The sequence below is a fragment of the Dactylosporangium sp. NPDC048998 genome, assembly GCF_043197855.1.
GTDB lineage: Bacteria > Actinomycetota > Actinomycetes > Mycobacteriales > Micromonosporaceae > Dactylosporangium.
Genome location: NZ_JBICTV010000046.1, coordinates 33,190 through 54,910, shown reverse-complemented (window position 1 = coordinate 54,910; position 21,721 = coordinate 33,190). Strand labels below are relative to the sequence as shown.

The window sequence follows — 21,721 nt, the reverse complement described above, 5'->3', positions numbered from 1 at the left end:
TCTATCCGCTGCCGAATGACGAGGTGGCCGCGGCGCGGGCGCTGCTGGTGTGCGCGCAATGTCCTATCCGTGCCAGGTGCCGGCGGTACGCCATAGGTAACCGCGAACCGTACGGCATCTGGGGTGGCATGACCGAGCAGCAACGGGCTGCACTCCTGCGACGCCGTCCCGCCGCCAGTCAGCGCCGTTGACACCCGCGTGTCCTGATTCGTTCCCCCAGCGATGTGTCGCCCGGGTGGCTGAGCCAGCGCCAACCGGGCGAACCGCTAACCCGGTTGTTGCTCGTGGGCCTGGCGGGCGGTGCCGGGTCTGCCTTTGCGGGGTATCGCCACGGTTTCATGCCGGGTAGCCGCGGTCCGTGGCCATCGCACCCGGCGGTCGTCCGGTGCGGTCGGTGATCCGCTCGACCGCGGGCGCCAGTTGCGGGCGGTCCGGTGGGTTGCCTGCCTCGACGGTGTGGTCCAGGACGATGCCGTCCTCATTGTCGACGACCTGCGCCTTGTAGCCGAACTCGACGGGCCTGGCCGGCCTTTCGCGATCGGGCGGGCGTCGGGATCGTGCAGGCTGACCAGGCGGGTCGCCGAGTCGGGCGTACCGCCGGCCAACCGGATCCGCGCCTGGGCGACCACCCGGTCGGTGCGCTCGATGATGACCGCCAGTTCGTTGACGGCGCGACGTAGCCGCCCTCTGGCCCGCCCGGTCACCCGCCGCACGGCGCGGCGGGCGTTGCGCAGCACCACCCGCGCCTCGACCGCGCTGCGGCAGGCCAGCCCGGTCAGTTCGGCGGTGATCCGTGCGACGGTGGCCTGTGCTTCCTCGCGGGCCTGCGCGCCACGCAGCCGCAGATGCGCCTCGATTGCCCGGACCCGCGCGGGTGCGGTCCCGAAACGGCGTGCGCGACGCGACGCCCACCGCTCGGATCCGGCGCACGAGACCGGACATGCGCCGCACCGTCCGGGCCAGGAGTCCGCTGTCGGTGGGGTAGTCAACGTTCGCCGACAGCTCCGCGGGCAGCCGTAGAACACCTCCGGCAGCACCGACTCCCATAACGACGGCTGCACGTTCCGCGTCCGCAGCATGACCGCAATCCCTTGCGTGCCAACGACTTCCTGTCACTCGTCATTGTGGCAGCCAGGCGTGCCCGGCACAGCCGGACACGCCGCTACTTTTCAGGTCGAAGTAAATATTGATCAAGGCCGTGGCCGCGGGCCCCACTGGCCAACAGCTCGCCGATGCGCTGCGCGAGCAGATCCGCATCTGGGACCGCGACCGGACAGCCCAACCCACCATCACCGTCTACCTGGCCGATGTCCGACGACCAGCTCCGAGACGTGCCACCATCGACAAGACGTGCATCCGCATGATCGTGTCCTACTACTGAGACCTGGGATCAGCGGGTCCTGGTGCGGTCCGGGACGTGCGTCGGGTCCGACCGGACGGCCACGTCCAATCCGAGACGGATCGGACCGTCCACCTGCGTCATGCTATCCATGGCGACCGGCTCCTTTCCGGTGTGGCCCATCCGCCTCAGCGTGGATGACCCACGAGATCAACCACCAGGAGCGGAACTGGAGCCGGCCCCTTCATCATGCCTAGACGAGCTCGCGGAGAACCGGCTGCGGCGCGCGGTGGAAGGTCGGGTAGGCGAAGTGCATGTTCGCTAGCGTGCTGATCGGGACCTCGGCGTGGATCGCGGTGACGATCGCGGAGAGCACCTCGCCGCCCATGCTGCCGACCACGGTGCCGCCGATCAGCACGGCCTTGTCGGCGTCCGCGACCAGCTTGATCGGGCCGGGCTCCTCGGCGATCCAGCCGCGGCTGCCCAGGTCGCCGGTCGCCGTCCTGGCGTTGACGCCAGCCCGGCCCGGCCGCGTACCGCCGTCCGGGCCGCGCGGCCTCGGGTCGAGACGGCGCCGCGACTTGCCCCGAGCTCGGCCGCGGCTAGCCCCCCGGGCAAGCCTCGAGCTCGGCCGCGGCTTGCCCGGGGGCTTGCTGCTGGTCGAGGTGGAGCGGCACGCCCTGGGCGCCCGGCTGGTCCGGGTCGACGGCCTGCCGGGCACGGCCGGCGGCCATCGCATGGCGGAGTACCTCGCGCGCCATCTCACGGCCCTGTCCCTCGACCCGGCCGAGGTGGTCCTGATCGGCGACTCGGTCGGCGACGCGGCGCGGTCGGTGGGCGCGTCCGCGCCGCGTCGCCGTCCTCTACGCCGGCGGCTTCACCGACATCGCCCTGCTGCGGGCGACGTCGGTGAAGCCGGTGGCATCCTCCCTGGCCGAGGCCCGTCGGCCTCGCGTCGACCCACTGAGTCGCGGCTCTCCGGAGCGGTGAAGCCGAGTTTTCCGTGATCATGGAGACTTCTGGTAGCGCTCCACTACGGTTTCTCTCCGTGATCACGGCGAACATGATGGTCGGCCGGCCGCCGGTTCGGGTGGCCTTCCCCACAGGAAGCCGGCAGGCCCAGCGGGCCTTGGATCAGGCGTTCGTCAGCTCGCGCTGCGAGGTGCTGATCTCGATCTTGCGCGGGCGGGCCTTCTCGGTGACCGGGATGCTCAGGGTGAGCACGCCCGTGTCGTAGCTGGCCTGGAGGCGGTCGGTGTCCAGGGCGTCGCCGAGGACCAGGCGGCGGGTGACGGTGCCGGTGGCGCGCTCGGTGATGACGCGGCGGACGCCCTCGCGCTGGGCGCGGGTGCGCTCGGCGCGCACGGTGAGCACGTTGCGGTCGACGGTGGCGTCGATCGTGGCCGGGTCCACGCCGGGCAGGTCGATCTCGACGTAGAACGTGTCGCCGTCGCGGTAGGCGTCCAGCGGCGCGGCCGCGCGGACGGCCGGCCCGCCGAAGAACTGGTCGAACGCGTCACCGCCCCGTTCCGGACGGCCCCGTTCCCGCGCGGCCGCCTCGCTGAGCCCCACCGAGCCCACCTCGGGCGCGGTGAAGGTGACTCGGCCGACCGCGCGGTAGTCCGCCCACGGGCCGTCCACCCCGGTCAGGTCCCGGATCACCACGTCCGCCTGGTACATCGACATGTGCGTGAACGCGCCCTTGCCGGTGATGTCGCCGATCGCCCAGACACCCTCGGCCACCCGCATCCGCTCGTCCGGGTCGAGCACCCGCGCCTCGGGGTCCAGACCGAGGTGCTCCAGGCCAAGGTCCTGCAGGTTGTTGCGCCGGCCGGCCGCGACCAGCAGCTGCTCGGCGGTGACGGTGCCGTCGGCGAGCACGACCCGGAACCCGTTGGGGCCGTGCTCGACCTGCTGGGCCCGCGCGCCGGCGAGCACGGTGATGCCGGCCGCGTCGAACGCTCTTTGCACCGCCTCGGAGGATTCTGGCTCCTCCATCGCGAGGATCCGCGGGGATGCCTCGATAACGGTCACCTCGACCCCGAAGGTCGCGAACACCTGGGCCAGCTCGCACCCGATCGCACCGCCGCCCAGGATTGCGAGTGAGGCTGGGAGCTCGGTCAGCTGGACCATGTCCCGGTTGGTCGAATACGGCGTTTCGGCGAGGCCGGGTACCGGTGGCGCGGCGGGGGAGGTGCCGGTGTTCAGCACGATCCCGCGCCGGGCGACGTACGACGTGATCGAGCCGTCGGGACCGGTGACGGTGACCGTGCTTGGCGCGGTGATCCGGCCGCGTCCGCGGGCGAAGGTGCCGCCGGCGTCGATCAGGCGGTCCACCGCCACCTGGTCGTTCCAGTCGTCGGTGGCCTCGTTGCGGATCCGGTCCGCGACCGGCTTCCAATCCGGGGTCACCACTGACGTACCTGTGTGGCGCTCCACCAGCCGGCCCTCGCGGAGCTTTTCGGCCGCGGTGACCATCATCTTGGTCGGGATGCAGCCGTAGTAGGGACACTCACCGCCAACCAGCCGCTGGTCGACCCCGACCACCTGCAGACCGGCCTTGGCCAGGCTGCCGGCCACGTGCTCCCCACCCGGGCCCAGGCCCACGACAACGACATCGCACTCGATCGCATCGCTCATGGACGCAGCCACCCATTCAGGCCCGGACGCGTCGCCTGTTCCGGCGGACTGGAGCGACCGCCGGCAGCCGTGCGCATCAGGTCGCCGTCGAAGTCGATGTCGTCGATCGAGCCTTCGGCCCGGGTGGCATTGCCGGCGGACTGGTGGGGGTATCTGGCCCAGTTGTCCTCGATGTCCCTCGTCGCGCCGTTGCACAGCAGCAGGGTCGACTCGGTCGCGGCCCGGCGGTCCGCCTGCCGAAATCGGTCGAGATCCAGTTCTCCGCAGCGTAGCGCGACCCCTGTGTCGGGCCACCGCTCCAGCGCATCCGTGTTGCCGAAGCCTTCCTCCACGGCCACAGCCACCAGCCCCTTGCTTCTCGCGGGCCGAGCGGGTCGGGCCCGGACGCCGAATCGTCGTGATCTGGTCATGCCGGTCTCCTCGCCTCACCGCGCACGAGCGTGCGCTGCCCTCACCATCGCGCCGCTAACCCCCCGATCGCGCCCGTGGGCCTACGGGGCAGAACCCTGGTTCTGGACGGCCGGGCATCACCCGTGCGCCAAGCAGGGCGGTGCCGACGCTGGACGAGGTCGCTGGCCGGCAGGGGTTGACCTCGCTCGTGCGTGTCCGATTCGTCCGGTGCCCGGGAGGGCAGTCGATGGAGACCAGGGTCTCTCCCTGGTGTGACCAGGTGGCCGCCGGAGCAATCATCGGCGATGACGGCGACCTGCTGGTGCAGACGAAGGAGACTCATGAACGACACTGCAACGATTACCGAGACCGATACCATGGCCATCATGAAAACCGACCTCAAGCTCGAGGCCGTGGTGATCCCGGTGAGCGACGTCGGTCGGTCGAAGAGGTTCTACGAGGACCTGGGCTGGCGTCTCGACGCCGACTTCGGCTTCGACAACGGCTTCCGGGTCGTTCAGTTCACGCCTCCGGGATCGCCGGCGTCGATCCAGTTCGGCAGCAGGATCACCGTGCAGGCCCCGGGTACCGCCGAGGGCATCTACCTGGTGGTCTCGGACATCCAGGCCGCGCACGACGAGCTCGTGAACCTGGGCGTGGGCGTCAGCGACGTGTTCCACCCCGACGCCCCGGGCGCCCAGTTCGGTCAGATCGCCGACGGACAGACCGGCGGACCGGCGAAGGACCGCGCCAGCTACGGGTCCTTCGCCACCTTCCGTGACCCCGACGGCAACAGCTTCCTGCTCCAGGAGGTCACCACGCGGATCCCCGGTCGCGTGGATACGGGCGCGATCGAGTACGCGTCGTTGAGCGACCTGGTCGGTGCGCTCAAGCGGGCGGCGGCCGCGCACGGCAAGCACGAGGTTCGCAACGGCGGTGAGCTCGACGAGAACTGGCCGGAGTGGTATGCGGCGTACATGGTCGCCGAAAACCACGGCGAGCAGCTCCCGGAGTGACCGACAGTCCACCGAGGCGGCATGATTTCTCGCCCGCCCTCGGTGGCCGGTCGGCGGAGACCAACGAGGTGGCCGCAAGCGTGGGGGACGACGCACCCCGGCCACCTCGCTGATCCGCCTGCACACACCGCCGCGCGGGAGGCCCGGCCTATGCGCGGGCCACCACGGGCATCGTGAGTCCCCTACCTGGGGAATCGTCAGCACCACGGTATCGCCGGGCACGATCTGCCCGACGCCCTCGGGTGTGCCCGTCGCGATGATGTCGCCGGGCTGCAGCGTCATCTCCTCCGAGTACACGGAGATGAAGCCGTCCATCGACTTGCGGAAGGAGCGGTCCTCGTCGGCGCGCAGGGTGATGTCGAGCAGCGGCGTGTAGCCGAAGACGTGATCCAGTGCTTCGGCCTCGGACACGCGCGCGGTTGTGCGGCCGATATCACGCCCAGCTCGCCTTCGTAGTCGAAGCGACGGTCCGGCCACGGCAGCTCGATCACGCCGGCACACGTTGGCCGTTGACGACCGTGTACGCACCGTCGCCCTCGGTGAACCTGAGGGCGCTGGGCGTGTGCCGGTGCGGCGGGGCGACCTCCCCGGGGAGCGCCAGCTGCATCGCCGTCCAGAGCGAGTCGGGCGCACCGGTGCGCTGGTCGGGGCGCAAACGGGGGTTGCGGGACCCGAGCACGCGGCGCAGCGCGTCCTCCAGCGGAACGACCTCGCCGGCCCTGCGGGTGCCGAAAACCCTATCCGGGCAGGTCAAGCGGCGTGTTCGTACTCGTGGAGGAGTCCGCCGATGCGATCGCGACGGCGGATGTTGAGGTGCGTGATCGTGCTGGGGATCGGTGATCGGGGCGGGCAGCGGGTGTAGGGGGTCGAGCGTTGTTGATGCCGTAGTGCTGGCGATGAGCGTTGTCGACGCGGTGGCGGCCCAACCGGGTGCTCAGGGCGGCCCGCCACCGTGCCAGCCGAGCGGACCGCCTTCGCCGGCCACCACCTGCAGGCCGAGTACGGCGGGCGTCCGGTGTTCCCCGCAGGCGGTATCGCCCTGGGCATCCGAAAGCCCCTCCCTCGCTATCGGGGCGCGCTAACCCTCTTCTGTGTGCCTGGCCATACCCAGGTCCTTGTCAGCCCATCTTCGACCAGCGAGAATGGCTGGCGTCAGCAAGGCTGATCATGGTGGCTTTCAGCCCGGAACGGGAGTTCCCGTACGTCACCAGCTCGGCCTAAGTGTCGACTTGTCCGGGATCAGGAGCGCTGGGTGACGTGCCCGTCAACACCGAAACTGCCGCGTTGCGGGGGCGTCGAGGGGAGCAGGAGACGCTCGACCGGCTGATGCGTGACGTCCGCGCCGGGCAGAGCCGGGTGCTCGTCCTGCGCGGCGAGGCCGGAGCTGGCAAGACAGCCCTGCTGGACTACCTGACCGGGCAGGCACCGGCGGGCCGCGTGGTACGGGCGGCCGGGGTGGAGCCCGAGTCCGAGATCGCGCACGCCGCTCTGCAGCAGATCTGTGCGCCGCTGCTGGTCCACCTCGACCGGCTGCCCGGTCCGCAGCGCGCCGCGCTCGCCACCGCCTTCGGGTTCAGTGCCGGCGAGCCGCCGGAGGCGCTGATCCTCGGGCTGGCCGTGCTGGGGCTGCTCGCCGAGGCTGCGTCGGAGCAGCCGCTGGTCTGTGTCGTGGACGACGTGCAGTGGCTGGACCGGATGTCCGAGCTGATCCTCACCTTCGTCGCCCGGCGGCTGGATGCCGAGTCGGTCGCGCTGGTCTTCGGCGCGCGCAGCCCCGGTGACGAGGGGATCCTCGACGGGCTGCCGGAGTTGCGTGTCGAGGGCCTGGCGGACGCGGACGCCCGGGACCTGCTGGACTCCGTGCTCCCCGGGCCGGTGGACTCCCGGGTACGCGACCGGATCGTCGCGGAGACGCGCGGTAATCCGCTCGCCCTGCTCGAGCTGCCGCGTGGCCTCACGGCCGCGGAACTGGCGTTCGGTTTCGGCGGGCGCAGCACGACGCCGCTGGTGAGCCGGGTGGAGCAGGGCTTCCAGCGGCGCGTTGCCGGGCTGCCTGCGGAAACCCGCACGCTCCTGCTCACCGCCGCGGTCGAACCGGTCGGCGACGTGCCGCTGCTGTGGCGCGCGGTCGAGCGGCTGGGTGTCGGGATGGACGCCGCCGCACCGGCGGAGGTCGCGGGCCTGATCGAGATCGGTACCCGGGTGCGGTTCCGGCACCCGCTGGTCCGGTCGGCCTGCCGGCGCTCCGCCGGGCCCACCGAACTGCGCGCTGTGCACCGGGCGCTGGCCGAGATGACCGATCCCCAGCAGGACCCGGACCGGCGTGCCTGGCACCGGGCGCACGCGGCGCTGGGACCGGATGAAGAGGTCGCCGCCGAACTGGAGCAGTCGGCCGACCGGGCGACGGCCCGTGGCGGCCGGGTGGCCGCCGCCGCATTCCTCACCCGCGCGGCCGAGCTCACCCCCGATCCCGCCAAGCGTGCCGGGCGTACTCTGGCCGCCGCCGAGGCCCGCCTCGCCGCTGGCGCCTTCGGCGAGGTGCCGGACCTGCTGGCCGCCGCCGAACTGGGTCCGCTGGACCCAGTCCAGCAGGCCCGAGTGGAACGGCTACGCGCCAAGGCCGCGTTCGCGGTCAACGCCGGACGGGCGGCGGTACCGCCGCTGCTGGCGGCCGCGCGCCGCCTGGAGGCGCTCGACCCCGCCGCGGCTCGGGAGACCTACCTGGCGGCGATCGGCGCGGCCGTGAACGCCGGGCGGCTCGGCGGCGACGACCTGCGCCGCGCGGCCGAGGCGGCCCGAGATGTCGCGCCGGGCGAAGAACCGGCCGGTCTGCTCCTCGCCGGCCTCACGGCATGGGTGTTGGAAGGGCACGCGGCGGCGGTACCGCTGTTCACCCGTGGCCTGACCGCGGTCACCGCCGACAACGATGTGGACCTGGCCTGGCTGACCGGGTTGGTCGTGCACGAGGTGTGGGACGACGCGGCGTTCCAGACCCGGACCGAACAAGCCGTCAGGTACGCCCGCCAGACCGGCATGCTGTCGCTCCTGCCGTCCGCGCTCACCTTCCGCGCCACCGCGCTGGTCCTGACCGGCCATTTCGCCGACGCGTCGGATCTGCTCGACGAGGCCGAGGCCCTCGGCAACGTCACCGGCTCGTCCCCGAATCCGACTAGCGCCGTCATTCTGGCCGCTTACCGGGGACGCGAGGAGCCGGCTCTGGAACTCAACGACGCGTTGGTACGCGATGCCGAGTCCCATGGCCTGGGGTGGTTGCACGCCGTCGCCAGCTACAGCAGAGCGTTGCTGTTCAACGGGCTCGGCCGGTACGCGGCCGCGTTGGAGGCAGGGCTGGAGGGGGTCCGGTACGAGGACCTCGCTGTCGTGCAGTGGACGCTCGGGGAGCTGGTCGAAGCCGCCGTCCGCGCCGGTGAGCACAGCGTCGCGGTGCAGGCTCGTGACCGCCTCGTCGCCCGTACCGAAGTCGTCGACACGAGCTGGGCGCGCGGTGCCCACGCACTCGCGGACGCGCTCGCCGGGCCGCCCGAACGCGCCGAGGAGTACTACCGCGAAGCGATCGAGCAGTTCTCCGCGACGCGGATTCGCGTGCAGACCGCGCGCGCCCGCCTGCTCTACGGCGAATGGCTGCGCCGCAAGGGGCGGCGCGGCGACGCGCGGGACCAGCTGCGCGCCGCGCATGAGGCGTTCACCACGACGGGTGCCGAGGCCTTTGCCGAGCGCGCTGCGCGGGAGCTGGCCGCCACCGGCGAGACGGTGCGCAAGCGGACCTCGGGGGTACGCAAGGAGCTGACCCCCCAGGAGGCGCAGATAGCGCGTCTGGCCGTGGCAGGGCGTACGAATCCGGAGATCGGCGCGGTGCTGTTCCTCAGTCCGCGTACCGTCGAATGGCACCTGCGCAAGACCTTCGCCAAGCTGGGCATCAGCTCCCGCCGCGAACTCGCCTCCGCCCTGCAAGACCGGTGACCCGGGGGAGTGCCCGCGGTGTGCCCAGGGTGCTTTCCTGGGGCGCAGCCCCGGATGTCCCCGGTGAGGGTGGTGGGCACGAAACGTCCACTGATCATTCTGATGGCCTCGGCGGTACCGGTGGCAGCGGCGCTGGTGCCGATGGCCGCCAACGCCGCCGCCCGCGACCCTGCTGGCTAATTGATGTTTATGCAGCCAGGGCCAGTTCCAGGCGGGGCAGGTGGCTTGTGCGGGTGCGGTCGATGGGTAGGCCGTGGAACCAGGCATCCAGGCGGATCAGGTTGAACGCGATGGCGCTGTAGACGTGTTCGAGGTGGGTTTTGGCCAGGCCGCGGTAGCGGGCGTGGCGGGCGACGGCTTGGCGGATGGTGCCCTTGACACCAAACGCCAACTTGGCCGGCGGCACCCCCACGACGACCGTCCACAGGAACCAGTCGGTGAACTCGTCGTCGACGAACAGGTCCTGCAACCGATACCGCATCAACATCGCAGGCGTGCCCTTCGGGCTCGCCGCCCACGCCACCCGAGCCGTCTCCACCGGAACATCCGGACCCGAAACCGACCCATCGGCATACTGCTATCTCAACATCAAGGCACCTGCAGCCCCGGTAGCGAGGCGCCCGAAACCGATCAAGCAGCCAAGATCACCAACAGCATCCAGACTTTGCGCCTGAGCCACCTTCACGCGGCCACGGACACCCCCGAAGGTTGGCTGGCCCCACGCTCTGGCAAGGGATACGATGACGGGCGCCATGGACCTGGACGAGGTAACGATCGAGAGCATCAGAGCGCGCTTGCTCGGTGGGGACGTCACCAGTTCCGAGCTAGTAGAGGCGTATCTTGCTCGCATTCATGCCAGCGACAAGGCGGGGCCCCGGCTCAACGCAATAGCTACCATCAATCCCAGAGCGCTCGAAGAGGCGGCTGAGGCCGACCGTCAACTCAGGGCGACCGGAACTCTCACAGGTCCCCTGCACGGGGTCCCGGTCGTTCTCAAGGACAACGTCGAGACCGCAGGCATCAGAACGGCTTTCGGAACCGAGGCGGCAGCAAACAACGTTCCCAGTAGCGACGCATTCGTGGTGAAGCGTCTCCGGGTGGCAGGCGCGATCATTCTCGCTAAAAGTACGATGGCCGATTTCGGAGCCTCCTGGTTCTCGACCTCATCGCTAAGTGGCTTGACGCGGAACCCCTATGCTCTCGACCGAGACTCCGGGGGTTCAAGCAGTGGTACTGCGGCGGCTGTCGCGGCGAACTTCGCCGCAGTAGGAGTGGGTGGGGACACCGGTGGCTCAATCCGGTTGCCTGCATCCTTCTGCAATTTGGTGGGCCTCAGGGTGACGCCAGGGCTGATCAGTCGGGTGGGGATCGCTCCACTGGTGTTCGAGCAAGACACAGCGGGCCCATTGGCGCGATCGGTCCGCGACGCCGCCATACTCCTGGACGCTTTGGTCGGCTACGATCCTCAAGATTCACTCAGCGTGAACGGCCGTGAGCGACAGCGGCCATACGCAGAGATGCCTACGGGCGGCTTGGATGGCCTGCGTCTGGGGATTCTGACGCAACTTGTGGAGGGGCCAAACAGTTCCTCTGAAGTCATACGGGTCTTCTGGGAAGTAACGAAGACGCTCCAGGTAGAGGGCGCTCACCCGGTGTACCTCCAGGTGCCAGAACTGGAATCAGCGCTGGAGACGACGTCCTTGTACCTCGCCAGGTCACGAGCCGACCTGGATGGCTTCATTGCTTCGCGACCAGGGATTGAAGCTGAGAACGTTCATCAGATATATGAGCAGGGCCGATATCACGCTGCGCTCGACTTATTCGAAGCTATTGCAACAAGCGAAAACTCCGGCATACATGGCTCCGATTATGAGGCTCGCGCTGGTGCTCAAGTTCGCTTGCGAGACGGCATCATCGACCTGATGGACCGCAACCATGTTCACGTCCTGGCCTTCCCCGACGTTCAGGTGCCGCCGCCGCTGCATTCCGACGTCACTTCCAGACGATGGAATTCGCTCCACTATCCAACGAACACGGTTCTCGCGGCACAGACTGGTCTGCCAGCGCTTTCCGTTCCCATGGGCTTCACTCGCGCGGGGCTTCCCGTAGGGCTTGAACTCGTCGCGCGGCCGCTTCAAGAACACCTCTTGCTACGAGCTGGGCTAGCTGTTGAGACCAGGTTGGGTGCACGGCGGCGCCCAAATCTCGGTTCACAGGGCGACTGAATCAGCGAGCATAGGGCCCCGGTGCGGACTGGCCGAGAGCGGACCGCTTTCTCGATGACTTGGCGATCACTGTCGCGACTCTTCGGCCGGTCCGGGCACGCACCGCTGAAAATCGGCTCGATCGGGGGTGCCCATTCACGGGTAGGGGGCTGACCTGCGCGTCCGTTGAAGACCGAGGCCTGGTCGGCTGGCGTGTCGGATTGACTCTGGTCGGTGTACTGAGAACATTGTCGTGTGTCCACCGTGGAGCCACCGAGCTACGAGCAGTTGGCGCTGTTCGTGGTCGAGCTCACGGGCCGGTTGAACGAGGCGACGGCACGGCTGGATGAGGCTACTGCGCGGATCGCGGCGTTGGGGGGCGGAGGTCGCCGCGCTGCGAGCCCGGCTGGGTAAGGACTCCACCAATTCGTCGCAGCCGCCGTCGGTGGGTCCGCCCGGGTCGAAGGCGGAGCGCAGGGCGGCCACGTCGCAGCGGGTGCGTTAAAAGGATCGCCGCCGTGGCGGGCAGCCCGGCCGTCCGGGCTCGGGGCTTACCCCGACTCAGGATCCGGACGGCACCCGGCAGGTTGAGTCGGCTGTTGAGTGCTCCGGCTGTGTCGCGGATCTGGTGGAGCACGGTGCCGACGCGGGGGCGACGTGGGCGCAGGTATGGGATCTCAAGCCGATCGAGTTGGAGAAGGTCCACTATGTGCTACCCAAGCGACGCTGTGCCTGTTGCTGGAACCACCGCCACCGTCCCATACGCGACGGCCGGGTCGGTGGCCTACGGGCCGAACGTGAACGCCGCGGCGATCCTGCTGTCCTTGCAGGGCAACGTCCCGTCGAAGCGACCGCGAGACTGATGGCCGCGCTGCTCGAGGTACTGGTCTCGGCCGGGTTCGTCGCCCGCGCGCACGAACGCTTCGCCGACCTGCTGGCCGCTGGCGGGTTCGAGGAGGCGATGATCGCCGCACTGCGGGCCGAGGCGGTGTTGTGCGGCGACCAGACCCCCGTCAATGTCGCGTCCAACGTGGACAGCTTCGGGTAGGCGGCTGCGGCTGTCCCGCACGTGGTCATCGTGCGCACCCCCGACGAGCGGCTGGTCTGGTACAAGGAGATTCGGTTCGCACCTCCGAGCGGATCGCGGCGATGGGCATCTTCGACGGTTGGCACGGCAGCTCGTGCGCGACGACTACGCCGGCTGGTACCAGGTCGACGACGCCCTCGCCGGAGTCCAGCAATGTTCGGCTCATCTGATCCGCCACCTCCAGGGTGTGCTCGACCTCGATCCGCAGGTGCAGCTGTGGGCCGGGCAGGTCCAGAATCCTCTGCGCGATGCCACCACGTTCGTCCGGGCCGCCATGGCCGCCGGCCGGCCCATCGACGCCGAGAAGCTGGCGAATGCGCGCTGGCGCTACGACCAGGGCGTGCTGGTCGGGATCTCCATCAACCTGTCGCTGCCCTGGCACAAGGGCAACCGCCCGGGCCTGGTCCTGGCCCGCCGGCTCAAGGACGAGGTCGACCAGGTCTGGCTGCTACACCACGAAGAAAACCGCCCGCCTGATCACCGGGCCGCTGGGCGCCCACTACACGCTGATGTTGAAGGGGAACCAGCCGATGGCCCCGCGGGCCGCGCACAGGCTGCTGGCCGGCACCGTCACCGAGTTCATCGACAGCATGGACGTCACCGGCGACCGGGGACACGGGCGTACTGAACGCCGGACACTGCGCGTCGCGCCCTGCGACGACACGTTGTTTCCCGGCGCCCGGCAAGCCCGAGTTCCGCAGTTCGTAGGCACACGAGCGCAAGGCGCGCTGTGTTGTGCCTGGTGGAAGGTCTGTCGAGCGGGTTCGGTGTGTTCGGAGCGTCGAAAGTGTAGTAACACGACTCGGAATTGAGGTCTTGTGCTACCAGGGTGGATGCGGTTGGGTCGTGGGCATGTTCCTGCGGTTCACGTCGCGGACGAACGTCGACGGCAGTGTGGTGCGCTACGTGGCCCTGGCGCACAACCGGCGCGTCGACGGGCGGGTCAAGCCCGACGTGCTGATGAACCTCGGCCGGGCCGACCAGGTCGACGTCGCCGGGCTGCGGCGGCTCGCGGCCTCGATCAACCGGCACTACGGCGACGCCGACGGCGGTGATCCGGGCGCCGAGGCCGGCGCCGTGACCGGTGCGGCGCCGCTGGAAGTGATCGACGCCCGTACAATCGGCTCGGTATGGCTGCTGGAACAGCTGTGGCAGCGCCTCGACGTCGGCGCCGCGGTCCGCGCGGCCACCGACGCGCGGCGGTTCACCACGAACATGGAGCGGGTCCTGTTCGCGCTGGTCGCCAACCGGGCGGTCGCACCGATGAGCGAGCTGTCCGCTGCCGAATGGGTCCGTGAGGACGCCGCCGTCCCCGGACTGTCCACGATGGACGACGACCACGCCTACCGGGCGATGGACCTGCTCGTCGACGCCGACACCACCGGCCGGCTCCAGGAGTCGGTGTTCTTCGCCGTGGCCAACCTGCTCAACCTCGAAGTCGACCTGCTGTTCTTCGACACCACCTCCACCTACTTCGAACGCGACGACGAAGACGACGGCGATGACGCGTTCCGCCGCTACGGCCACTCCAAGGACCACCGCCACGATCTGCCGCAGATCGTCATCGGCCTGGCTGTGACCAAGGAAGGCATCCCGGTGCGCTGCTGGTGCTGGCCCAATGCCGTTGCCTTTACAGCGGTCGACGGTGGATTGTGGGGCCAAAGTTGGGATCGCTCCTGGTCCCACGCATCTTGGCGGTCTTCGTCGGATAAGGCGTTGTGCGCCGCTTGATGGCGCGGGGGTAACTGCGCGGCCGACGGTCCGGGTTGGGCTTGGCCGCCAATCTGGCAGCAACGTGTTCTGCTGCGCGGTGCCGCTGTGCGGGTCGAGGCGCGGCGACCATGCTGCGGCGAACGAGGTGTTGTGCGCGGCGAAACGACATTCGCTGTGGATCGAACGACCGGTTCGCTCCGGTCGCGGCATGCTGTATCAGGTCCCTGGTCAGGTGATGGACGGTCAGGTGGGCCCAGATCTCCTGCCGTATCCCGTCAGGCCGAGCCGAGCGCAGCACGCCTTGGGGTCCACATTGGACGGTCTTGACCTCGGCGAATACGCCCTCGGACTCCCACCGTTCGTGATACAGGGCGGCGAGCTCCGCAGCGGGTGCGGTTTCAGGATCGAGCAGGGATGTGGCCAGCCGATAGACCTCGTCACTGCCGTCGAGGGTGTACTCGATCACCCGGACCGTGATGGCGCTGGGCACGCTCTTGCCCTCCCGGCGCAGCGCTGCTGCCGTGTGCTTGTCCAGTCGAACCCGAGCCAGATAGCTCCCGTCGTCCAGTACTGCGTGCGGTTTCTTGGCGACGGTCTTCTTCAGCCGCCACAGGAGCTGCGCTCCGGCTTCGACGAAGGCGTTCCACAGTGGAACACCGAGCATGTTGCGGTCGGCCAGCACGAGCGTGCCCGGTCCAGCCGAGCCGGCCAAGTTCATGGCCAACGTTGTTTCGCCCTGCTGACGGCCCCCTATCGCGGCGTCGACCAGGGCGTGCGTGCCGCACTCGACCAGCGCATGATGGTTCGTCAGAGACGTAGGCCGGTGTGGTCGAGGAAGTTGAAGCACAGGTCGTAGCTGCTGCCGATGCGGTGCAGGCCGGTGTGTGCAGCGGTGTCGGCTTCGCTGATGTGTTCGGGGCAGAGGTTGGCCAGTTCGGTGGCTTTGAGGTTGCCCCAGACCGGTTCCATGGGGTTGAGGTCGTGGGCGTAGCCGGGCAGTGGCTCGACGTGCAGCCAGTGTTGGGTGGCCAGCCAGGCTTTCATGTCTTTCGACCGGTGGGCGGGCAGCCCGTCCCAGATCAGGATGACGGGTTTGCCGCGCAGATGCTTGCGCAGCTCAGTGAGGAACGCGATGAGGCTTTCGGTGTTGTAGCTGCCCGGCTTGGTCTGGAAGATCAGCTTGGCCCGGCTGCGGTCGGGCCGGTAGGCCAGGACACCGGCCATGGACATCCGCGACCAGGAGAACCGGTGCCGCAGCACGGGTGTCTGCCCACGTGGCGCCCAGGTCCCACGGACTACGGGCAGCAGCGAGAATCCGCTCTCGTCCTGGAAACAGATCCAGGCGCCGCGTCGTCGAGCCCCCTTTTGATCCTGGGCCAGTCCCGCTTGGCCCATGCCTCGATCGCCGCGTCATCGCGTTCCACCGCCCGCCGCGCCGGCCGCTGCCGGGTCCAGCCCAGCCGTTGACGCAGGATCAGCCAGGTCTGCGACAGCGTGTACGGCACCCCGGTCATCCGCTCGATCACCTCGGCGACCCGGGCCAGGGTCCACAGGTCGGTGCCGAACCCGTTGGCCTTCGGCCCTTCCAGCAGCGCCGTCTCCACCTCGGCCAGCTGCTTGTCGGACAGCCGCGGAGTGCGGCCCAGCCGTTCGGCACCGGCCAGGGCGTCGCGGCCGCCGTTCTGCCACGCCTTATGCCACCGCGACGCGGTCTGCGCCGACACCCCCAACTCAACGACCACGTCCGCCTGCCGCCGACCGGCCTCGAACAACTCCACCGCCCGCATCCGCCGTTCCCGCAACGCATCCACGTCACGACCTGGATCACGACGCGGGCTCGTCGACCGTACGGCAGGAGGCATGGCCATGATTGTCTTACCCAACAACGGCATCGACCCGCAGCGACTCACCGAAAAATCGAAAGATCTTTAAGCTTGAGATTTAACCAACGGCCCGGACGATTGGAAGATCGTCCGGGCCGTTTCGGTGTGTCGTAAGGACATGGGTACGGCCACCCGTGATCATTCGGAGTGCTGAAGCTTCGAAGGATGCGGGGTGGCCGTGGGGCCTACTATGCCAGGTTTGAAGGCCGTGGTGGCAGCAGATGCCTCGGTGTGTCGTGCGGCATTGGTCGCGTTCCGGGCCGGGTTACATGCGAGCTTCAACAGACGCGCGGACGCGTTGTTCGAGCTCGTGGATGCGGTGCTGACCGCCGAGGGTCCGGTGGACTCCCTCGTGGAACTGTCACAGGAGAAGGTGTTTCGGCGTGGGCACGGGGCGTTGTACGACGCGCTGGCCTGTGGTGATCTCGATGTTGAACAGCTGGCCGGGCTGATCGCGTCGTCGTGGCAGCCCGCCGACGACGGCCCGGTGAAGATCGCGGTGGATACCTCGGCGTGGCCACGGCCGGACGCAGTCACCTCGCCGGGACTGTGCCACTGTTACACCGCGTGCCGTTGCGACGGATCCCGCAAGACAATTCCGGGCTGGCCGTTCTCCTTCGCCGCCGGGTTGGAGTGGGGTGCCTCATCGTGGACCGCGTTGCTGGACGCGGTGCGTGTCGGCCCCGACGACGACGCGACGGTGGTGACGGTCGCCCAGATCGCCGACGTGCTCACCCGCCTGGACACAGCCGGGACGCTCACGCGGCGGCCCGCTCCAGTGTTCACGTTCGACTCCGGATACGACCTGACCCGCATCACCTACCTCACCGAACGCGACGGTCTGGGCGTGCAGATCCTGGGCCGGGTGCGCAGCGACCGGGTGTTCTACGCATCCGCACCCAAGGGACGCAGAGACGGCCGGCCGGGCCGGCCCCGCAAGCACGGCTACCGGTTCGAACTGTCCAAGCCGGCATCGCTTCCGGCGCCCGGTCAGCGGCTGTGTGGGCAGAGCCCGCGATACGGCGAGGTGATGGTCAGCGCGTGGCAGGGACTGCACCAGAAACTGTCCAGACAGGCCGGGTGGACCGGCTTCGAGGGAGTCCTGCCGGTCGTGCCTGGCACAGTGATCCGCATCCAGGTCGAGCGGCTGCCCGGCAACCGGGCGCCGGAAGACTTGTGGCTGTGGCATACCGCACCACCGGGCACCGTCTTCGACCTCGATCTGCTGTGGAAGACCTACCTCCGCCGGTTCGATCTGGAACACACCTTCCGGCTGCTCAAGTCCACCCTGGGCTGGACCGCCCCGCAGATCCGTACTCCGCAACAGGGCGAACGCTGGACATGGCTGATCCTGGCCGCGCACGCCCAGCTGCGGCTGGCGAAGACCCTCACGACCGACCTGCGCCGTCCCTGGGAGAAGACGATCCCCGCCGGGCGGTCGATGACCCCTGGACGGGTCCGCCGGGGTTTCCGTAACCTACGCCGGCATCTGAGCACTCCGGCCGGTAGGCCGAAAACGACCACCCCTGGTCCCGGCCGTCCCGAGGGCAGCACCCGGCCCCCACGAACCCGCTACCCAGTCGGCAAGAAGAAGTCCACAGTGGACATATCGAAATCCAGCAAACAGCAGCTCAAGGGTTAAAACTCAAGCTAAAACTCAAGCTAACAAACCATAACCAAACCGAACACTCCCGAACAACGCCGGGGCCGTGCCCCAGTACTGGCCTGGCAGCTCGCCTTCACCAACGTCTTCGACGCCACCCGCCGGCCATGGCTCACTCAGGATCCTTGGCCTTTTTGGCCTTCGTGAAACCAGCCCGTACCCCTTGCTCGGTAATATCGAAGTGGTTGTTGAGTTCTTCTACCACCGCTGTGACGTCTTCCTGCGAGAACGCGTCCGCCAAGGCGCGGTGCAGCTGGAGGGTGGCCTCGGGGGTTGCGTACGTTGCAACAAATAGCCTGACGTAACGTTCGGCTGCCGTCCAAAGAGGCTCGAGCACACGCCGCGTCCAAGTATTGGCACCTGGTTCGACCAGGGCCCAATGAAAGTCCGAGTGCCGTTCCCAGTACTCAGGTCGGCTCGGGTCACCGGCGACAGCTTCGAAGGCAGAGAACGCCTCTTCGACACGGGCGATCGACGCGCGGGAACCGCGTTCGCGGGCAAGCCTTACGGTGGGCAATTCGATCATGCGTCGCAACTCATAGATCGCCGCGAGATCGTCCAGGTTCACGCCGGCCACAACCGGCGTACGCCGCGCCCGTACGACGATCAGCCCCTCACCTTCGAGTTGCCGAATCGCCTCCCTGATGGGGATGTGGCTTACACCCAGCCCTTGTTGAAGATCCCGCACCCGCACCGGCTCTCCGGGCTGGAGATCACCACTGAGGATCGCGCCACGAAGGCGGGCGGCAGCCACCTCTACGAGGCTCGCACTGTTGATGAGTTCCATGGCGCACCAATCATAGGCCATCGCTTGACAGATACAGACTATATCTTATATCAATCTCCTAGGTGTAGCGCACCCCACATCTGCCAAGGGGAGGCACCCATGTCAGCAAAGCAGTACAGAGCAGGTCGGAGGCCTGGAGCCCGTGCGATCGGGGCGCCGGCTGTAAGCAATCTGGAGGAGCTGCCATGAACCACTACCACCTGCTCGGGCGGTCCGGGCTGCGCGTGAACCGGCTGGCACTGGGCACGATGAACCTAGACACCGCGGGTCCGGCGCTGCGCGGCCGACGGCGCGAGCGCGACACGCTCGACCGCTTGCTGCGGGACGTCCGCGCCGGGCACAGCCGGGTGCTGGTGTTGCGGGGCGAGGCGGGCGCCGGCAAAACCGCACTGCTGGACTACCTGACCGAGCACGCGCCAGCCAGCCGCGTGACCCGGGCGGCCGGGGTGGAGCCGGAGTCCGAGATCGCGTACTCCGCCCTGCAGCAACTCTGCGCGCCGCTGCTGGGCCACCTTGACCGGCTGCCGGAGCCGCAACGTGCCGCGCTCGCCACCGCCTTCGGGCTGAGCCCCGGCAACCCACCGGAGGTGCTGCTCATCGGGCTCGCCGTGCTCGGACTGTTCGCCGAGGTCGCGTTGGAACAGCCGCTGGTCTGCGTTGTGGACGACGTGCAGTGGCTGGACCGGATGTCCGAGGTAGTTCTCACCTTCGTCGCCCGCCGACTGAATGGCGAATCGGTCGCGCTGGTCTTCGCCTCACGCAGCCCGGGGGACGAGCGCATTCTCGACGACCTGCCGGAGCTGCGCGTCGACGGGCTGTCCGACGCGGACGCGCGGGCGCTGCTGGACTCCGTGCTGCCTGATCCGATCGACGCCCGCGTACGCGACCGCATCGTCGCCGAGACGCGCGGCAACCCGCTCGCCCTACTTGAGCTGCCGCGCGGCCTTACGCCGGCGGAGCTGGCGTTCGGGTTCGGCGCGCAGGGCACAGCGTCGCTGGTGAGCCGGGTGGAGGAGGGCTTTCAGCGACGTATCGCCGCGCTGCCGGCGGATACCCGCCGGCTGCTGCTCACCGCCGCTGTTGAGCCGATCGGTGACGTGCCGCTGTTGTGGCGCGCGCTCGAGTGGCTGGGCATCGGGCCCGACGCCGCCGCGCCCGCGGAAGCCGCGGGATTGGTCGAGCTGGGCACCCGGGTCCGGTTCCGGCACCCGCTGGTGCGCTCGGCCAGCTGGCGCTCGGGCGAGGCCGCCGAGCTGCGCGAGGTGCACCGTGCGCTCGCCGAGGTGACCGATCCTGAGCAGGACCCCGACCGCCGTGCTTGGCATCGGGCGCACGCCACGGTGGGACCGGACGAGGAGGTCGCCAGCGAACTGCAGCGGTCGGCCGGCCGACCGCTGGCCCGTGGCGGCCGGTCCGCGGCCGCATCCTTCCTCGAGCGCGCTGTCGAGCTCACCCCGGACCCGAAGCGGCGCGCCGCGCGTGCTCTGGCCGCCGCGCGTGCCCGATTCGCCGCGGGCGCCCCCGCCCAGGTGCTGGCCCTGCTGGCCGCTGCCGAGCTGGGTCCGCTCGACCGGTTGCAGCGCGCCGGGGTGGAGCGTTTGCGGGCGCAGGTCGCCTTCGCGCTCAACCCCGGACGGGCGGCTGGCCCGCCGCTGCTCGCGGCCGCCCGCCGGCTCGAGGCGCTGGATCTCCCCGCGGCGCAGGAGACCTACCTCTCGGCGTTGGGTGCTGCTGTGCACGCTGGCCGGCTCGGCAGCGACGACCTCCGCCGGGCCGCCGAGGCCGCCCGCGGCATGCCCGCCGACGAGGACGTGGCCGGTCTGTTCCTGGCCGGCCTTGCGGCGTGGGGCCTGGACGGCTACGCGCTTGCCATTCCGCTTCTCCGCCGGGCCCTGGACGCGCTCACCGCGAATGAGGATCTGCCCCTTCTGTGGCTGGCCGGGCCGGTCGCGCAGGAGGTGTGGGACGACGCGGCCTGGCACCGGCTCACCGAGCAAGCGGTCGGCTTCGCCCGCACCACCGGCGCGCTGTCGTTCTTGCCCACGGCGCTGGTGTCCCGCGCAAGCGCACTGCTGTTCGCGGGCCGGTTCGCCGACGCCTCGGGTCTGCTCGACGAGGCCGGCGCCCTCGGACAGGCCACCGGCTCGGCCGCACATCCGTTCGCCTCGCTCGCGCTGGCCGCTCACCGCGGCCGGAAGCTCCCGGCACTGGAGCTGATCGAGGCCACTGTCAAGGATGCCAACGCGCGCGGCGAGGGCTGGCTGCTCGGCCTGGCCGGCTACACCAAGGCGGTGCTGTCCAACGGGCTCGGCCACTATCCGGCCGCACTGGAGGCCGCTCGGCAGGCGGCCGAGTACGAGGACCTTGCCGTGTTCAACTGGACGCTCGGCGAGCTGGTCGAGGCAGCCGCGCGCGTCGGGGAGCGCGCCGTGGCGGCGGAGGCACGCGAGCGTCTGGCGGAGCGGACCGGCGTCGCCGGGACGGACTGGGCTTTCGGCGCCCAGGCCCTCGCGGACGCGCTCGCCGGAGCTACCGAGAAGGCCGAGGAGCGGTACCGCGAGGCGATCGAGCGGCTCGCCGCCAGCCGGATCGGGCTGCAACTGGCCCGGGCGCGCCTGCTCTACGGCGAATGGCTGCGCCGGGAGAACCGGCGCCGCGACGCCCGGATCCAGCTCCGCACTGCCCACGAGGCGTTCACCACGATGGGGGCGGAGGGCTTCGCCGCACGGGCCGGCCGGGAGCTGGTTGCCGCCGGCGAGACCGTCCGCAAGCGGACCCTCGGCGTATGGGACGACCTCACCTCGCAGGAAGCGCAGAGCGCGCGCCTGGCCGCGGCGGGGCACACCAATCCCGAGATCGGCGCCGTGCTGTTCCTCAGCCCACGTACCGTCGAGTGGCACCTGAGCAAGGTCTTCACCAAGCTGGGCATCAGCTCGCGCCGCGAGCTGGCCGGGGCACTGCGCGACCGGTGACCCAGGGCCACGAGCAGCCGGCGACCGCAGCGGATGCGGCGGATGC

Annotated in this window: 20 protein-coding genes and 2 pseudogenes; 11 read left to right on the top strand and 11 right to left on the bottom strand. The window is 69.4% G+C overall.

The genetic code is table 11. The features are described 5' to 3' along the window. The coding region (locus ACGFI8_RS44045) for a WhiB family transcriptional regulator (protein ID WP_392814059.1) at positions 1 to 191 on the top strand (191 nt) is incomplete at its 5' end. A gap of 154 nt (positions 192 to 345) precedes the next feature. Here the strand turns inward: ACGFI8_RS44045 and ACGFI8_RS44040 are convergent. Then, positions 346 to 1,002: pseudogene (locus ACGFI8_RS44040) on the bottom strand (ISNCY family transposase); the annotation flags it as partial. A 184-nt stretch (positions 1,003 to 1,186) separates the two neighbouring features. Between ACGFI8_RS44040 and ACGFI8_RS44035 the strand changes: the two are divergent. Then, positions 1,187 to 1,381, top strand: coding sequence for a hypothetical protein (locus tag ACGFI8_RS44035; protein WP_392814056.1), 195 nt, complete (start codon positions 1,187 to 1,189; stop codon positions 1,379 to 1,381). A 211-nt stretch (positions 1,382 to 1,592) separates the two neighbouring features. On the opposite strand, the gene ACGFI8_RS44030 is transcribed toward ACGFI8_RS44035, so the two are convergent. From ACGFI8_RS44030 to ACGFI8_RS44020, 3 genes are all read right to left on the bottom strand, one after another. Continuing rightward, the gene (locus ACGFI8_RS44030; protein WP_392814053.1) at positions 1,593 to 2,078 is read right to left on the bottom strand and encodes a hypothetical protein; all 486 of its coding nucleotides are present in this window, start codon (positions 2,076 to 2,078) and stop codon (positions 1,593 to 1,595) included. Positions 2,079 to 2,473: 395 nt separating this feature from the next. Continuing rightward, positions 2,474 to 3,979, bottom strand: a complete 1,506-nt coding sequence (locus ACGFI8_RS44025) for an FAD-dependent oxidoreductase (protein ID WP_392814051.1) — start codon at positions 3,977 to 3,979, stop codon at positions 2,474 to 2,476. Then, the gene (locus ACGFI8_RS44020; RefSeq protein WP_392814049.1) at positions 3,976 to 4,389 is read right to left on the bottom strand and encodes a hypothetical protein; all 414 of its coding nucleotides are present in this window, start codon (positions 4,387 to 4,389) and stop codon (positions 3,976 to 3,978) included. Before ACGFI8_RS44020 ends, ACGFI8_RS44025 begins: the two co-directional genes overlap by 4 nt. A gap of 366 nt (positions 4,390 to 4,755) precedes the next feature. On the opposite strand from ACGFI8_RS44020, the gene ACGFI8_RS44015 reads away from it, so the two are divergent. After that, positions 4,756 to 5,385 (top strand): VOC family protein, encoded by a 630-nt coding sequence (locus ACGFI8_RS44015; RefSeq protein WP_392814046.1) that lies wholly within the window; start codon positions 4,756 to 4,758, stop codon positions 5,383 to 5,385. A gap of 183 nt (positions 5,386 to 5,568) precedes the next feature. On the opposite strand, the pseudogene ACGFI8_RS44010 reads toward ACGFI8_RS44015, so the two are convergent. Further along, a pseudogene (locus tag ACGFI8_RS44010) lies at positions 5,569 to 5,700 on the bottom strand (fumarylacetoacetate hydrolase family protein); the annotation flags it as partial. Between the two features lie 172 nt (positions 5,701 to 5,872). After that, the gene (locus tag ACGFI8_RS44005) at positions 5,873 to 6,139 is read right to left on the bottom strand and encodes a hypothetical protein (RefSeq protein ID WP_392814043.1); all 267 of its coding nucleotides are present in this window, start codon (positions 6,137 to 6,139) and stop codon (positions 5,873 to 5,875) included. A gap of 530 nt (positions 6,140 to 6,669) precedes the next feature. On the opposite strand from ACGFI8_RS44005, the gene ACGFI8_RS44000 reads away from it, so the two are divergent. Both ACGFI8_RS44000 and ACGFI8_RS43995 read left to right on the top strand, forming a co-directional pair. Further along, entirely contained in the window at positions 6,670 to 9,366 is a 2,697-nt protein-coding gene (locus ACGFI8_RS44000) for an AAA family ATPase (protein ID WP_392814041.1), read from the top strand. Positions 9,367 to 9,420: 54 nt separating this feature from the next. Beyond that, a complete protein-coding gene (locus ACGFI8_RS43995) occupies positions 9,421 to 9,546 on the top strand; it encodes a hypothetical protein (protein WP_392814038.1) in 126 nt (41 codons plus the stop codon). A 7-nt stretch (positions 9,547 to 9,553) separates the two neighbouring features. On the opposite strand, the gene ACGFI8_RS43990 is transcribed toward ACGFI8_RS43995, so the two are convergent. Further along, positions 9,554 to 9,889, bottom strand: a complete 336-nt coding sequence (locus tag ACGFI8_RS43990) for a hypothetical protein (RefSeq protein WP_392814035.1) — start codon at positions 9,887 to 9,889, stop codon at positions 9,554 to 9,556. Positions 9,890 to 10,118: 229 nt separating this feature from the next. Here ACGFI8_RS43990 and ACGFI8_RS43985 point away from each other — a divergent pair, with 229 nt between their 5' ends. The 4 genes from ACGFI8_RS43985 to ACGFI8_RS43970 all read left to right on the top strand — a co-directional run bounded on the left by ACGFI8_RS43985 (position 10,119) and on the right by ACGFI8_RS43970 (position 14,388). Beyond that, positions 10,119 to 11,591, top strand: coding sequence for an amidase (locus ACGFI8_RS43985; RefSeq protein ID WP_392814033.1), 1,473 nt, complete (start codon positions 10,119 to 10,121; stop codon positions 11,589 to 11,591). A gap of 841 nt (positions 11,592 to 12,432) precedes the next feature. After that, complete coding sequence (locus tag ACGFI8_RS43980; protein ID WP_392814030.1) at positions 12,433 to 12,618, top strand: hypothetical protein; 186 nt, start codon at positions 12,433 to 12,435, stop codon at positions 12,616 to 12,618. Positions 12,619 to 12,736: 118 nt separating this feature from the next. After that, the gene (locus ACGFI8_RS43975; RefSeq protein ID WP_392814027.1) at positions 12,737 to 13,285 is read left to right on the top strand and encodes a hypothetical protein; all 549 of its coding nucleotides are present in this window, start codon (positions 12,737 to 12,739) and stop codon (positions 13,283 to 13,285) included. Between the two features lie 218 nt (positions 13,286 to 13,503). After that, positions 13,504 to 14,388, top strand: coding sequence for a hypothetical protein (locus tag ACGFI8_RS43970; protein WP_392814024.1), 885 nt, complete (start codon positions 13,504 to 13,506; stop codon positions 14,386 to 14,388). On the opposite strand, the gene ACGFI8_RS43965 is transcribed toward ACGFI8_RS43970, so the two are convergent. The 3 genes from ACGFI8_RS43965 to ACGFI8_RS43955 are packed head-to-tail and all read right to left on the bottom strand — an operon-like array spanning position 14,288 to position 16,181. Then, entirely contained in the window at positions 14,288 to 15,217 is a 930-nt protein-coding gene (locus ACGFI8_RS43965) for an IS4 family transposase (protein ID WP_392814022.1), read from the bottom strand. The two genes, ACGFI8_RS43970 and ACGFI8_RS43965, sit on opposite strands and share 101 nt — an antisense overlap. Continuing rightward, positions 15,178 to 15,765, bottom strand: a complete 588-nt coding sequence (locus ACGFI8_RS43960; protein WP_392814020.1) for an IS630 family transposase — start codon at positions 15,763 to 15,765, stop codon at positions 15,178 to 15,180. Before ACGFI8_RS43960 ends, ACGFI8_RS43965 begins: the two co-directional genes overlap by 40 nt. Then, on the bottom strand, positions 15,666 to 16,181 hold the full coding sequence (locus tag ACGFI8_RS43955) for a winged helix-turn-helix domain-containing protein (protein ID WP_392814017.1): 516 nt from the start codon (positions 16,179 to 16,181) through the stop codon (positions 15,666 to 15,668). Before ACGFI8_RS43955 ends, ACGFI8_RS43960 begins: the two co-directional genes overlap by 100 nt. Positions 16,182 to 16,443: 262 nt before the next feature. Between ACGFI8_RS43955 and ACGFI8_RS43950 the strand changes: the two genes are divergently transcribed. Beyond that, positions 16,444 to 17,895, top strand: coding sequence for an NF041680 family putative transposase (locus tag ACGFI8_RS43950; RefSeq protein ID WP_392814014.1), 1,452 nt, complete (start codon positions 16,444 to 16,446; stop codon positions 17,893 to 17,895). 133 nt (positions 17,896 to 18,028) lie between these two features. Here the strand turns inward: ACGFI8_RS43950 and ACGFI8_RS43945 are convergent, their stop codons facing one another. Then, positions 18,029 to 18,703, bottom strand: a complete 675-nt coding sequence (locus ACGFI8_RS43945; RefSeq protein WP_392814012.1) for a GntR family transcriptional regulator — start codon at positions 18,701 to 18,703, stop codon at positions 18,029 to 18,031. Positions 18,704 to 18,888: 185 nt separating this feature from the next. Between ACGFI8_RS43945 and ACGFI8_RS43940 the strand changes: the two genes are divergently transcribed. After that, positions 18,889 to 21,675, top strand: coding sequence for an AAA family ATPase (locus tag ACGFI8_RS43940; RefSeq protein ID WP_392814009.1), 2,787 nt, complete (start codon positions 18,889 to 18,891; stop codon positions 21,673 to 21,675). Positions 21,676 to 21,721 lie beyond the last annotated feature (46 nt).

Bases quoted from the DNA above. Each gene is read 5' to 3' on its own strand.
- ACGFI8_RS44030 (WP_392814053.1), bottom strand. From the start codon at position 2,078: ATGCGATGGCCGCCGGCCGTGCCCGGCAGGCCGTCGACCCGGACCAGC.
- ACGFI8_RS44025 (WP_392814051.1), bottom strand. From the start codon at position 3,979: ATGAGCGATGCGATCGAGTGCGATGTCGTTGTCGTGGGCCTGGGCCCG.
- ACGFI8_RS44020 (WP_392814049.1), bottom strand. From the start codon at position 4,389: ATGACCAGATCACGACGATTCGGCGTCCGGGCCCGACCCGCTCGGCCC.
- ACGFI8_RS44015 (WP_392814046.1), top strand. From the start codon at position 4,756: ATGAAAACCGACCTCAAGCTCGAGGCCGTGGTGATCCCGGTGAGCGAC.
- ACGFI8_RS43995 (WP_392814038.1), top strand. From the start codon at position 9,421: ATGTCCCCGGTGAGGGTGGTGGGCACGAAACGTCCACTGATCATTCTG.
- ACGFI8_RS43985 (WP_392814033.1), top strand. From the start codon at position 10,119: ATGGACCTGGACGAGGTAACGATCGAGAGCATCAGAGCGCGCTTGCTC.
- ACGFI8_RS43980 (WP_392814030.1), top strand. From the start codon at position 12,433: ATGGCCGCGCTGCTCGAGGTACTGGTCTCGGCCGGGTTCGTCGCCCGC.
- ACGFI8_RS43960 (WP_392814020.1), bottom strand. From the start codon at position 15,765: ATGGGCCAAGCGGGACTGGCCCAGGATCAAAAGGGGGCTCGACGACGC.
- ACGFI8_RS43950 (WP_392814014.1), top strand. From the start codon at position 16,444: ATGCCAGGTTTGAAGGCCGTGGTGGCAGCAGATGCCTCGGTGTGTCGT.
- ACGFI8_RS43945 (WP_392814012.1), bottom strand. From the start codon at position 18,703: ATGGAACTCATCAACAGTGCGAGCCTCGTAGAGGTGGCTGCCGCCCGC.
- ACGFI8_RS43940 (WP_392814009.1), top strand. From the start codon at position 18,889: ATGAACCACTACCACCTGCTCGGGCGGTCCGGGCTGCGCGTGAACCGG.